Genomic DNA, 12,924 nt, shown 5'->3' with positions numbered 1-12,924 from the left:
TGGGGTCGTGCCGACCCCAGCCACCCCGACGCTCACTCGCCTATTGATTCGATCGCCCGATCGAACAGGTTCTTCGTGATCCGCTGCACCCGCTCGTCCGGCCCGTGCGGCCGGCTCCAGTGCGACCAGGGCAACACATGCCCCGGCGGCGTCGACAACCCCTGCGCCCAGAAGATCGTCGAGGCGTTGAACACGAAGTTCTCCTTCGGCCCGGGATAGATCGTCGCCGTCCATTGCTGCGGACGCTCGCCGCCGACCCAGGCCGTCCCCGCGGCAACCACCTCAAGCCCCGGGATGTCCGCCGGGTCGCCGTGGTATTCCCAGCCGATGAGGCCGGGGATGCGGTCCCCCGCCTTCACCCCCGTGCCTTCGAAGATCCAGTGATCCGGCTTCGTTATGATCCAGTCGCCGCCGCCGTTGACCGGCTCGACGTTGCGGGCACCCATCAGCAAGCCTTCATCCGGCCCCCGCTCGGGGAAGGGGCCGTGGTCGCGCTCGCGGTTCACGGCGTAATCATTCTCCGCGCCGTACGGCCCCCCCCGGAAGATGATCCGGTTGGGCCTACCGTCCGCGCTGGGCGAGAACGGCGTCACCCAGCAGACGCTGTTGCCCGAGAAGAACATCAGCGACACCCCGGCCTCGCGCATCGTCTCCACGCTGCGGAACTGGCGAATGTCCCAGTATTCGTCATGCCCCACGCTCACGAACGTCTTGCACTTCAGCCCTCGATCGGGCGTGATCATATCGCTGTTCGAACAGTACGTCACATCATATCCATGCTGTTCCAACCAGTACGCCAATGGGAACTCGAACGGCAGGAACTCCCCCGACCCGAAGGTCAACGGGTCGTTCACGACCCCGTTGAACTGCGCCTCGCGCCCATAAGGCCGGTCGAAGCTTACGTTGGCCCAGGGCCCTTGATTCCCCTTCGGATGGGTGTAAACCGAATAGTTGTTCGGCCAGGTGTTGTACGCCTGCCAGGTGTTGTCGGAGCACTGGAACAGGATGTCGGCCGGCCGGTCGTCCGTCACGATGAACACGACGTAGCTCTGCCAGTAGGGCCGATCCTCCGCCTCCGGGATCGTCGTCAGGCGGCCGAGGTACACCCCGCTCACCCAGTCGTCGGGGATCGTCAACGAGGCCGATGCTTCCCACTTGCATTCATGAAGATTCTTCTCGCCGGGCTCGGGCACCGGCTGGGCGGTCCCCTCGAGCGGCCCGAGGGTGGTCATCAGGCGGGCACCCCGCCCGCCGTAATAGCCCATCCGGAAGATCTCGACCGTGTAGGGACGCGGCGGGTCGGTCGAGATCATCAGGTCGATCGACTCCCCCGCCTTCACGCTCTGCTTCGAGCAATACCCCTCGATCCAGGGGGACCGGAAGCCGCCGCCATCCGGCCGGACGCGCGTGAGCTGCCAGTCGGTCGCCCCCGGTTTAGCGTTCTCGTCCCGGATGATCGACGAGCGACCTTCGGGCAGGGTGCCCAGCAGCACCATCGTCGAAAGGATCAAGCCACTGACGTTCATGGGTGCGTATCCTCATTCTCAATCGTTGTCGGCGTCAACTCGATCGCCCGGAGGTCCATCAAGGGACCCCTGGGCCGAGCTGCCGGCCGGACATCCAGGCGGTGCCGACCGGCCCCCAGCGTCACCGTGCCGATCCTGGCACGCTGGTACTCGTCCCAGCCCCCGGTTGCGGCCACGGTGCCGCTCACTCGGTCGGCCCCCACCTCGACCACGAAGGCCCCGCCCGCGCCGTCGTCCGGGCAGGCCCACTCCAGCCACACGTCGTACGTCCCCGCCTGGTCGATGGCGAACGTCCAGGCCGCCCGGTCCTGCTCCTGGATCCACCAGCCGAGGTTCTGATGCGTCGGCTCGAACGTCAGACGATTCCCGTAGATCTCCGCCGCGTCGGCCGGCAGCCGGACACCCCCATCGGATCCGGACCCGATCCGCCTCGGACGATTGCCAGGCACCTCGTTCGGCCGTAAACCATGCTCGCGCAGGAACGCGATCAAATGCCCCAGCTCATGCAAGTCGATATCTTGCTCCATTCCCTCCGGCATGAGCGACTGTCCCGCGGTCGCGATCTCCTCGATCTCCGACCGCAGCAAGGTGTCGCGTTCCCCCCCTTGCCTGAGCAGGGCCAGCGCGTTCGACGTCTCCTCGGCGATCAGGCCCGACACCACCCGTCCGTCGCTCGTGGCCAGCGTGTAGGCGGCATATCGTGCCTCCACGGCCCGGTTCGGATCGAGGATCGCCACCAGCAGGGCCTCGGGCGATCGGTCCGACAGGACCGTCAGGTCCGGCCCCACGGCGAACCCCTCCCCGTCGAGCTGGTGACAGGTCGAGCAGTGCTCCCTGAAAACCGCTCGCCCCTGTTCCGGCTCGCCCCCCAGCGCCAGCGCCTCCCGTGCCCGCTCCACCACCGCGGCCCTCGCCCCGTCCGAGGCCCCGAACAGCCGTTCCGATCGTTCCCGGACGGCCGCATCCCGATGCCCCACCAACTGGGCCCGATGCGAGGGGCCGACCTCCGCCGCCGGAATCTGCCCGTCCTCCAGGGCGTCGAGCAGGGCATTTCGCCAGGCATCACGACCCAACAACGCGTCAAGAATCGCCGATCGGAGGGTCGGCCCGTGCCCCTTCCAGCCCTCCAGGAGCAACGCGGGCACCTCCCCGCTGCCGAGCCGACTCACCGCATCCACCGCCGCCCGGGCAATCGTCACCGACTCCTGCGGGCGGAGCAGCGCGTCGAGCACGGCCCGATCGCGTGCGCCCCCTCCCGGCTCGCGACCCAGCAAGCGGATCGCCGCCAGCCGATCCGCCTCGGGCCGCGACGGGTCGGCCGCCACCTGGCGGGCACGGTCCATCAGCGGCCCGATTCGCTCCACCTCCCGAGCCAGTCCGGCCGACGGCTCCTCCCAGCGCGTCAGCGGCAACCCCAGCCTCCCCGCCTCATCGAGCAGGCTCGCCAGCATCCCCATCGCCGCCGGCCCGTCCCGCTCCGACGCCTGTTCGATCGCGGTCACGAGCGACCGCACCAGGCCGGCCGGCCCTTCAGGGCCCGCCTCCCGGGCCGCAGCCGCGAACAAGTGTCCGATCCAAACGTTCTCATACGAGCGATCCACCACATTTTCCGCGAGCACGTCCGACAGGATCGCCGCCGCGTGGAACCGCGCCGAGCTGAGCACGGCGACCCGGAACCAGGGGTCGTCCCCGTCGCTCAGGGCGAGGGATGCCAGGGCCTTCCCGGCCCCGGCATCGGGCCAGTCTCCCATCGCCAGCGCCACGGCGAACCGCACCCGCGCCGAGGGGTCGTCGACCCGATCCGCGATGGCCGATCCCACCTCCTCGTACGACCCATCGCCCAGCCGAGCCGCCAGGATCGCCGCGCGGCGGACCTCGGGGTGTCCATCCGCCAATCCCGATCGGATCGTCTCCGCGTCGAGCCCCTCGAGACAGGCAAGCGTCCAGATCGCCTGCACCCGGGCTTCCGGAAATCGACTGACCCTCATCAACTCGCGCAATGGCATGATTGCATTCGGACTGCTTTTGTGCATCAGCAATCGCTGACTCGTATCGCGTTGCCAGCCGTTCGGGCTGTCCATCGCCGCCACGAGCCCGGCCGCGTCCAGGTGGTCGAGCCTCGGGATGGCCCGAGCCGGCCGGTCTGAGGGGACCACGCGGTAGATGCGCCCGCGGTCCTCACCGGCCCGCAGGTCGATCTGCCGCTCCCAGTCGTCGGGAATCCATTCGGGATGCTCGATCACCGATCGCTGCATATCGGCGATCCAGAGCGCACCGTCGGGCCCGGTCCGGATCGAGGCCGGCCGGAACCAGTGGTCGGTCGAGGCGAGGAACTCGGACGCCTCCTCCCCCTCGGCCCGACGCCCGGAGTAGGTCGCCCCCTCGGGCTCCAGGACCATCCGATGCACTAGGTTATGCACAGGCTCGCTGATGAACAGGCTTGAGGAGAACTCGGGGCCGAACAGGGTGTCGCGGTACGGCTCGGGGCTGCAGGCCGAGGTCGCCCGGTTGGCCGACCCCGGGTCGTTGAAGCGGGCCAGGGTCCGGCTGACGGGGTACAGCCGCGTATTCGGCTCCAGCACCCGCGTGGTCGCCGCAGCGGCGAAGGCCGGGTTCCGCCTCAGGTCGGCATCGCTCACGACCACATGCCAGGCCCAGAGCGAATTGTTGTTGATGAACCAATCCCCCCAATCATTCCGCCGTCGGCCGAACTGCGACCGGCCGCTCTCGGGCTCGATCGACCCGTCGTCGGGCCGGAAGCGGATGTCGCGGCCCCGGACCTCGACCTGCGCGTCGCTCCTGGTCGATCGCACGGTCCCCCCATCGGCGTCGGCCGCGTGGACCCAGCCATCGAGGGCCAGGGAGAAGCCGTTCACCCGATGCTGGGGGTTCGCCTCGGCCAGGCCGGTGTACAGCACCTCGACCCGATCGGCCCGGCCGTCGCCGTCGGTGTCCTCGGCGTAGACGATCTCCGGGGCGCATGAGATCAAGACGCCGTCACGCCAGGGCATGACCCCGTTCGGATAGGAAAGCCCGTCGAGGAACACGGCCGAGGCGTCGTACAAGCCGTCGCCGTCGGTGTCGTCCAGCACGCGGACCCGACCGCCCCCCTCGGTGCCGAGCGGGTAATCGGCCATCTCGACGACCCAGAGCCGCCCGTCCGCCGACCAGTCGAACGCGACCGGGTCCCGGACCAGCGGCTCGGCGGCGACCAGCTCGACCCGGAAGCCGTCGCGCACCCGGAAGCTCGCCAGCGCCTCGGTCGGCGAGAGCCCGGAGCCGGAAATCAGCCCCGGCTCCTCTTCAGCCCCCGTCTGTCCCTGCCCTCGGGCCATTCCCGGGAGGACGAGGCCGAAGAAGGTCATCAGCAATGCGAGCCGACGGGGGGGCCAGGGCCTCATGTCAAGCGTCTCCTCGATCGGGCCGATGCGGGGGGCGGGGCCGGGGAGTGGCGGGCGGCAATCTCCGGAGTATACCCGTCGCGCCGGGGGCGGAGCGACCCGCTACGCCCCGTTCCGGGCAGAATCTTCACTCACGCCAGAATCCTGGTTTTGAGTGGGAAACCTGGGATTCATCCCGAGGAAACCCCACGAGCCCAATCGACATAAACCCCTTCTGCAAAAAGACCTTCAAAAACAAAGCCTTACAATCAGCCCCATTGGCACGCCTTGTGTATTTGATCCCTGGCGAGTCGCGACCCATCGAAACGTGATGGGGTCGCAGGGAAATGGAAACCGCGCCGGTCACCCCAACGGGCGTCTGGGTCTGCCCGACCCGAAGTCGGCCCAACCGACCGGCCCGATCTCCGTCCGGAGGTATGTCAGCCGCGATTGCATCGCAACGCAACAGGAGAGTGCACCATGTCGAGGATGATGCTCACCGCAACCCTGATGGCAAGTCTGATGGTCGTCTCCCTCTCGGGAGGCCGGGCGAAGGGGCGGTTTCTTGACCGTCGGCTGCCGCCGATCGGCCACGGATCGTCGGGCTTTGATCGATATTCGGGGCATCGAGCAGGCCCAGGGAGGGACTGGGCGGGGGCCGTTGCGCCGACATCGGCACATCGGTATGGGTCGGTCTTCCCGGGCCAATCGGGTCCGGTCGGCCATCACCCGGGCGCGGGCTTCGGCCGGCAAGTCCCGGGGGGCTTCCCGACCGGCGGTTTCCCCACGACCCCCGGCTTCGGTGGTCACGGTCACGATCACGGTCACGGCCAGGGCTACGGATCGCCCGGGTTCGGCGGTCATGGGGGGCAGGTCGGAGCCTGTCCGCCGGGAGTCGGACCCGCGCCGGTGATCGGGCTGGTCGATCAGTTGATCGGCGAGGTCGGGGCGTTCCTGGAGGTCTTCGGGCCGACGGCCCACATCGTGCCGCAGGGGGATCGGATGTACCGCGACGCGATCGACCTGCACCAGGCGGCCGTCGGCCTGCGGCAGGCGGCGCTGGGCGGGGCCTCGCCGCACGAACTGAGGAAGTTTCACCAGCGGATGGAGCGGTCGTGCGGGCGGCTCGTCTCGCGGGTCAACTCGGTCGCCAAGGGTCGATCGGGGCCAAATATCGAGCAAATTCGATACATCGGCGCCCTGTGCCAGCAGCTCAGCTTCTCGATCTGATCCCGGGTGCAACCGGCTCGGTTCGGTTCGGTTCGACCGATCTTACGGAGACCCGCTCGATGTCGCGGGTCTCCGTCACCCCCTCGAAGGCGAATCGACCCGAGGACTGTGGAGCTCCCTCCCAGGGTTCGCAGACCTCGGGTCGATCCTGTTTGGTCACCGGGCGAACGATCAGTCGAACACACAGGGGTCGTGCCTGAACGAGCCTCGGGGTCGAACCTCGACCGAGGGGAGATTGGACCAGTTTCCCTGGCGATTCCAGAAGTCTTCGGGTTCGACTTCCAGGGTGATGAAAAGACGCTCGAACATCTGCTGGGTGGGATAGGGACCTACGTATGAATCGTTGTAGAAGTTTCGATTCGAGCCGATCTCGTGGGCGAAGGTGACGCAGGCGTAGAGGTGCCCCTTGGAGTTCCTGTTCCGCCGCACGTACACGTCCCCCACGTCGACCAGTTGGCCGTTGGAATCCAAGGCCAGGCCGATCGGCGCGTCGAGGGTGTCGGACAGCGGGTACTCGTCCGGGTTACCGTAGGCGAAGTTGACCAGCTCCCACTTGGCGGGGATGAGCGTCTGGAAGGCCAGGATCTCGTACTGTCGGGTGGCCGCCTGCTCGATGACGTCGATGGCGTCGTCGGGCCAGTTCCAGGCACCCGTGGTGACCAGGGCGCCGACCAGTCTCAGGCGGCCAAAGTCGGCGAGGATGCTTGCCCTGGCGTCGTCGAGGCTCTTCTTGTTCGACTGGAAGAAGTCGGCCAGGCCGTCGGCCAGGCCACCCAGGGCCAGATCCACGTCGGAGCTGCGGTCGGGCACGCCATCGCCGTTGACATCGGAGAGGGCCGAGGAGAAGCCGGCGTCGAGCATCCAGAGCAGCGTCGTGGCAATGTTGCGGGTCGAGGCGTCCCGCACCTGGGAGATCACGACGCGATGGGCAAAGCCATCCTCGTTGATTGCGAGAGCTGGGTTTTCACTGAAGAAGGGGCTGTAATCGGCTTCGGGAAAGGCGGCGATGAGGTCCGGATCGGCGGCGATGCCCGCGAAGATCGCCCCGGCCCAGGCTTCGAGGAAGACGGTGACGATCTGGTCGGAGTCTTTCCCGGTCAGCTCGGCCTGGACGTAGGAGGCAGCTCCCTGGAGCAGGTTCGTCTCCGGGTCGGAGATGTCTCTCAGGAAATCGGTGTAATTGCCGAACAGGGTCTGCACGTTGCTCACGCCGTCGAGTTCGACGAGTAACAAGCCCTGGATGGCACGGAACGCGTCGGGGTCGACACCGGCGGGGGGCTGGAGATTCTTCAGGTCGTTGCGCCAGGTCGCGATCGGTGCGTCGCTGTCGTTGTAGCGGCCGCGGAGCAGGTCGACCGACGAGGGCAGGCTGATGGCCTGGGCGATCTTCGAGTAAACCTCGGCGTCGTCGGCCGAGAACGGGACGAAGGGCACGGCAGGCTGATCGAGGATCCCCACGACGACCTGCAGCACGCGGGTCAGGGCCTCGTCCTGGGCGTCGGACGTATTGAAGACCGCGTAAGTCAGATTGCCCGAGGTGGGAGCGAGGATCGCCGCACCGGCGGGAAGGCTGCTGGGATCGACCCGGGCAAAGGCCGGGGAATCGGCGAAGGCCACGTAGGTCCCCTGGTTGGTCAAGAGCCAGAGCGAACCGTCGGCACCGCCCTGAATCTGGAGAATCCCCAGCTCGACCTGAGCAACAGGAGTGGCCATCGGTGCGGGGATCCAGGCGGCGGCGCGGGGGTCGAAGTACCAGAGCAGGTCCTCGCCGCCGTTCTTGCCGAGGGCCCAGAGGGAATTCCCGGGTCCAGCCGTGATGTCGGCATATTCGAGCAGGTTGGACGGGAGCGGGGTGAAGGCCGAGCCGTCGGCCGGGCGGACGTAAACCCCACTGCGACCCAGCACGAAGAGGGTGCCGTCATTCGTGGCGGCCAGGTCGGACGGAGTGTCGCCATCCGGGAGAGGATAAGCGGTTTTGTCCCATGCGCGGCCAACGAAGCGAACGAGGTAGGATTCGAAGGTGTTCGGGTCTCGCCCGATCCCCCAGGAGTCCAGTTCGGAGACGGCGGCGAGGTGGGTGATGTCTTTCCGGTCGTCGAGGAGGCTCCACGAGTTGCTCGCGGAGTCGAAGAGGGACACGCCGTTCGCCTGAGCGGCCCAGAGCGTGCCGTCGAAGCTGGCCGAAGCGCCGACGATCCACTCGGACAAGGAAGGCTCGGCGATGGCGGAGGACACGGTGTGGAACTGGTATCCAAACGTGTCAATCTGGGCAGACATGCTGAAATTTGTAGTGACGAACGACGAGTCGGCCTGGGCGGAGAAGCCCGAGGCCGGACCGACCCTCGTGCCCGTGACCCGAGCGAAGTGCCCCTCCGAGGCCAGGACCCGCGATTGGAGCACGAGCTGGCCGAACGGGCGATTGAGGAGCTGCAAACCCTCCTGGACCTGAAGCGGGTCGGGAGAGAGGCCGGCGGCCGAGTAGACGGCCGCAACCAGAATGCCCCGGGCCTCAGGCGAATCCTGGAGATGGCGGACCACCTGAGCAGGGCCGACTCCGATGCCGAGGGCCCGGAGCGACCGCTCAGTCTCGGCCTCCGTGGGTTCCCGGCGGACGATCTGCTGGTAGACGTCGGCGATCCACTCCCGACGCGAACCGCCAGACTGCTCCTGGAAGAAGCCGGGGGAGACGAGAATCGAGCGGACCAGCCCCCGGCGATCCACCTGGTTGAGAATCGCCGCACCGCGGTTCAGCTCCGGGCCCAACGGCCCTCGGCCGCGCAGGTGGAGGTAAGCGTGCTCGACCTGCACCTCGCTGGAACCGCGTTGTCGCAGCAGATCGAGCACGACTCGCTGACGGTTCTGGCCGGAATCGAGCCGGCCGATCCCTTGTTGGCGGAGTTGCAACTCGCGTTCGTTGAGGTTCTCTCGGGGACCCAGGAGGTGGTCGATGTAGACTTCGTGCAAGGTGGTACGCTGCAGCGCAAGTGACGGCCCCTCCATCACCACCGATTCGATCCGAACATCGGAGGCGAGGAGAGAGCGAGCTTCGAGCGCCTCGCACAGCGGCAAAACCGCGTTCCGGGGGCGTCGGCGACGCGAGGCGGATTCCCCCGAACGGGCCAGGTCACCCTCGACCAAACGCATATGCGGACTCCGGGTTGGAGATTCTCAGGTATCCCGGGGCATTATACCTCAACCATTCAACACGTGAGGCAAATGATCGGCAAGAAACCAGGAAACCCTCCCTCAAGTTCGGACCGCGGGAAACCGCCAGCCGGCCTCGCGCGAGCCTGAGAGAGAATCGGTGGGACCGTCCGCGTCAGCCCCCCTTGGGGACTGATCCTGCTTCACCGTCCCGCTTCGACGGCGATGGGGGCGGGCCGATCATGACGAGCGGATCGCCCTTGCCGTTGGTGTGGGAGCGGCCGGCGGTCGATGCGGGGCCGACCGGGCAGGAGCCGCAGCCCGACCCGCAGCCGCCCGCCGACGATCCCCGCGGAGAGACGGCCGCGATGCCCAGGCGGGCCAGGTAAAGCACCGCGACCGCCACGACCCCCAGCGCCGCCAGGTCCTGCCAGTCGAAGGTCATCGCTCGCCGTCCTTCCCGGGGCCGATGCCCGGAGTCAAGCTCACTGCCTCGCCGTCGTTGTGAGACACGCCTCCGAGGCCATCAGGCCGCAATCCAGGTGCCGGCCTGGTACACGACCATGGCAGCGATATACGCAAGAATCGTCATATAAGCAAAAGAAAAGAACGGCCAGCCCCACGAGTTCGTCTCGCGGCGGATGACGGCCAGGGTCGAGACGCACTGGGCGCAGAGGGCGAAGAAGACCATCACCGACAGGGCGACGGGGATGGTGAACAGGGTTCGGCCGTCGCGGGTCTCGGCGTCTCGCAGGGCAGTCTGCAACCGGCTGGCCCCTTCCTCCCCTTCCACGTCGGAGCCGACGTCGAAGATGACGCCGAGGGTGGCGACCACGACCTCCCGGGCCGGGAACGAGGCGATGGCCGCGGCGCCGATCCGCCAGTCCCATCCCAGCGGGCGGACGACCGGCTCGATCACCCGGCCGGCGCGGCCGAGCAGGCTCGACCGCTTCTGCTCGCCGTCGGCCCGGGCTTCGAGGGCGGCGATCTGGTCGTCGATCGCCGCGGCGGCCTCGGCGTCGTCGGTCGCCTCGCGCTCGGCTTCCAGCGTGGCGACCTGCCGGGCGAAGGCGGCCTCGGTCGCTTCGGGCAGGCGGGGGAAGTAGAGCAAGGCCCACATGACGATCGAGACGGCGAAGATGATCGTCCCGGCCCTGCGGACGAACGACCAGCCGCGCTCGAACATCCGGTGCAGGACGACCCGGGGCGAGGGCCACTTGTAGGCGGGCAGCTCCATGACGAACGGCGGGGTCGGCCCCTTGAAGGCGGTCTTCTTCAGGGCCCAGGCGACGAACGCGGCGGTCACGACGCCGACGGCGTACATGGCGACCATCGTGATCGCCTGGAGGCTGACGAAGCCGGCCAGGGCGATCGGCGGGATGAAGGCGGCGATCAAGAGGGTGTAGACCGGCAAGCGGGCGCTGCAGCTCATCAAGGGGGCGACGAGGATGGTGGTCATGCGGTCGCGGCGGTCCTCAATCACCCGGGTGGCCATGACCCCCGGGATGGCGCAGGCGAAGGAGGAGAGCAGGGGGATGAACGACTTGCCGCTCAGCCCCAGGCGGGTCATCAGGCGGTCCATCAGGTAGGCGGCGCGGGCGAGGTAGCCGCAGTCTTCCAGGATGCCGAGGAAGAAGAAGAGGATGAAGATCTGGGGGAGGAAGACGATGACCGCGCCGACGCCGGCGATCATGCCATCGACGATCAGGCTGCGGAGGGCCCCCTCGGCCAACACCCCTTCGACCAGGCCGGCCAGGCCGCCGACCCCGGCGTCGATCAGGTCCATCAGGGGGATCGACCAGGTGAAGACGGCCTGGAAGATGAGGGCCATCAGGGCGACGAAGATGAGCGTGCCCCAGACCCGGTGGGTCAGGACGCGGTCGACGCGGTCGCCGGAGGTGACGCGGGGCTCGTCGGGGCGGGTGACGACGCCGTCGAGGACCGAGGCGGCCCAGCCGTAGCGGGCCATCGCCTCGACGGCCGGGACGGGGCAGCCGGCCTCGGCCAGGCGCCGGCGGGCGTCGAGGATCTCGGCGTGCAAACCCGCGACGCTCCCGGAGCCGAGGGCGACGTGGCCTTCGAGGTAGCCGCTGGTGTCGAGCAGGAGCCGCTCGACGAGGTAGCGGGGCAAGGGGGGCAGGCCCGCTCTGGCCTCGGCCAGCCAGGCTTCGATGCGGGCGACCTCGGCCCGGAACGGCTCGGGGAAGGGGCTCTCGGGGGGACCGGACGGCTGGTCGAGGCTGGCCGACTCGGCCAGGGCGGCCTTCAGGGCGTCGAGGCCGACCCGCTTGTGGGCGCGGATGGGCACGACGGGCACGCCGAGCCGATCGTGGAGCTTCGGCAGGTCGATGGTCGTGCCGCGGTCCTCGGCCAGGTCGGTCATGGTCAGGGCGACGACGGTCGGCCGGCCGAGTTCGAGGACCTGGCTGACGAGGTAGAGGTTGCGCTCCAGGTTGTTGGCGTCGACGATGCAGAGGATGACGTCGGGCTTCGGCGTGTCGGCGCGGCGGCCGAGCATCACGTCGACGGCGACCATCTCGTCGAGCGAACGGGGGGCGAGGCTGTAGGTGCCGGGCAGGTCGATGAGGGTCCAGCGCCTGCCGTCGACGGTCATCCGGCCGGTCTTCTTCTCGACCGTGACGCCGGGGTAGTTGCCCACCCGCTGCTGGACGCCGGACAGGGCGCCGAAGACGGTCGACTTGCCCGTGTTCGGGTTGCCGATCAGGGCCACGGTCCGGGTCTGGGGGTCGGCGGCGATGGACATGATGGAGGGGCACTCGGCTGGTCGGTCAAGGGGGGGAGGGGGTTCTTGCCAACAAGGGTGGGGGACCGTCTGCCGGCGATCGTCGCTCCGGGTCCGAGGCGATTGCGATGCGGTCTTTCGGTTCGACCGTCGGGCGGCGTCGCGTCGTGCGAAGGGGGGGAGCCGAACCGGGCGTCCGACCGGGCGGGGGGGATCAGGCGATGCTGGCGACCTCGATGCTGGCGGCCTCGGCGCGGCGGAGGCTCAGCCGATAGCCGCGGAGTTCGAACATCAGGGGGTCGCCGAGCGGCGCGACCGCCACGAGCTTGACCACCGTGCCGGGGATGACCCCCATTTCCAAAGCCCGCATGCCGACGTCGCCGGTCGCATCAACGTTGATGACCGAGGCCGACTCGCCGAGGGAGAGGTCCGAAAGCCGCCGACTCATGTCAGGAGGGCCTCACCAGGATGCCCGTCAGTTCGTTCGACCGGAGGCCCAGCGTGTGACCGTCGAGCCGGACCATGCAGGGGGTGCCGGGGCGGATCATCTCCACCCGGGCCCCGCGCCGCAGGCCCATCTCGCGGAGCCGATGCACGAGGTCGCCGGTGCCGAGCACCTGATCGACCGTCCCCGACTGGCCCGGCCGCAGCAAGGTCATCGGGATCAACTCGGCAACGCTGGGCGGCAACTCGGCAACGCTCGACATCGACGATCGCTCCCTTTTTTTTTCTCTTGGTCCCGCGGTCGGTCGGCGGGTGGGTGGCGGGCAGCGGGGACACGACGGAGGGATCGAGGCTCCATCCCGTCGGGGTCCGAGGGACGGCTATTGAGATTCAGTCTCAACACCAACCAATTATAAAGGGGGGGACCGAGGGGCGTCAATGGCCCGGCCGATCGCGA

General features: G+C 68.2%; 8 protein-coding genes. 1 reads left to right on the top strand and 7 read right to left on the bottom strand.

All coding sequences use genetic code 11. From position 1 onward, the window contains the following. Nucleotides 1-32: 32 nt before the first annotated feature. Both AB1L88_RS26690 and AB1L88_RS26685 read right to left on the bottom strand, forming a co-directional pair. Entirely contained in the window at nt 33-1,526 is a 1,494-nt protein-coding gene (locus tag AB1L88_RS26690) for a N,N-dimethylformamidase beta subunit family domain-containing protein (protein WP_367099771.1), read from the bottom strand. Then, the gene (locus AB1L88_RS26685) at nt 1,523-4,927 is read right to left on the bottom strand and encodes a PVC-type heme-binding CxxCH protein (RefSeq protein ID WP_367099770.1); all 3,405 of its coding nucleotides are present in this window, start codon (nt 4,925-4,927) and stop codon (nt 1,523-1,525) included. Before AB1L88_RS26685 ends, AB1L88_RS26690 begins: the two co-directional genes overlap by 4 nt. Before the next feature lie 888 nt (nt 4,928-5,815). Between AB1L88_RS26685 and AB1L88_RS26680 the strand changes: the two genes are divergently transcribed. Beyond that, a complete protein-coding gene (locus AB1L88_RS26680) occupies nt 5,816-6,136 on the top strand; it encodes a hypothetical protein (RefSeq protein ID WP_367099769.1) in 321 nt (106 codons plus the stop codon). A gap of 171 nt (nt 6,137-6,307) precedes the next feature. Here the strand turns inward: AB1L88_RS26680 and AB1L88_RS26675 are convergent, their stop codons facing one another. The 5 genes from AB1L88_RS26675 to AB1L88_RS26655 all read right to left on the bottom strand — a co-directional run bounded on the left by AB1L88_RS26675 (nt 6,308) and on the right by AB1L88_RS26655 (nt 12,730). Next, nucleotides 6,308-9,280 carry a hypothetical protein gene (locus AB1L88_RS26675; protein ID WP_367099768.1) on the bottom strand — a complete coding sequence of 991 codons (2,973 nt, stop codon included), beginning with the start codon at nt 9,278-9,280 and terminating at the stop codon, nt 6,308-6,310. 175 nt (nt 9,281-9,455) lie between these two features. Beyond that, nucleotides 9,456-9,725 (bottom strand): hypothetical protein, encoded by a 270-nt coding sequence (locus tag AB1L88_RS26670; RefSeq protein ID WP_367099767.1) that lies wholly within the window; start codon nt 9,723-9,725, stop codon nt 9,456-9,458. A gap of 81 nt (nt 9,726-9,806) precedes the next feature. Beyond that, the gene (gene feoB / locus AB1L88_RS26665) at nt 9,807-12,044 is read right to left on the bottom strand and encodes a ferrous iron transport protein B (RefSeq protein WP_367099766.1); all 2,238 of its coding nucleotides are present in this window, start codon (nt 12,042-12,044) and stop codon (nt 9,807-9,809) included. 193 nt (nt 12,045-12,237) lie between these two features. Then, nucleotides 12,238-12,471, bottom strand: coding sequence for a FeoA family protein (locus tag AB1L88_RS26660; RefSeq protein WP_367099765.1), 234 nt, complete (start codon nt 12,469-12,471; stop codon nt 12,238-12,240). Nucleotide 12,472: 1 nt separating this feature from the next. Beyond that, nucleotides 12,473-12,730 carry a FeoA domain-containing protein gene (locus AB1L88_RS26655; protein ID WP_367099764.1) on the bottom strand — a complete coding sequence of 86 codons (258 nt, stop codon included), beginning with the start codon at nt 12,728-12,730 and terminating at the stop codon, nt 12,473-12,475. Nucleotides 12,731-12,924: the final 194 nt, after the last annotated feature.

This window comes from Tautonia sp. JC769, assembly GCF_040717455.1.
Classification (GTDB): Bacteria; Planctomycetota; Planctomycetia; order Isosphaerales; family Isosphaeraceae; genus Tautonia.
Note: the sequence above shows the minus strand (reverse complement) of the source record. Positions and strands in the feature narration are given on the sequence as shown.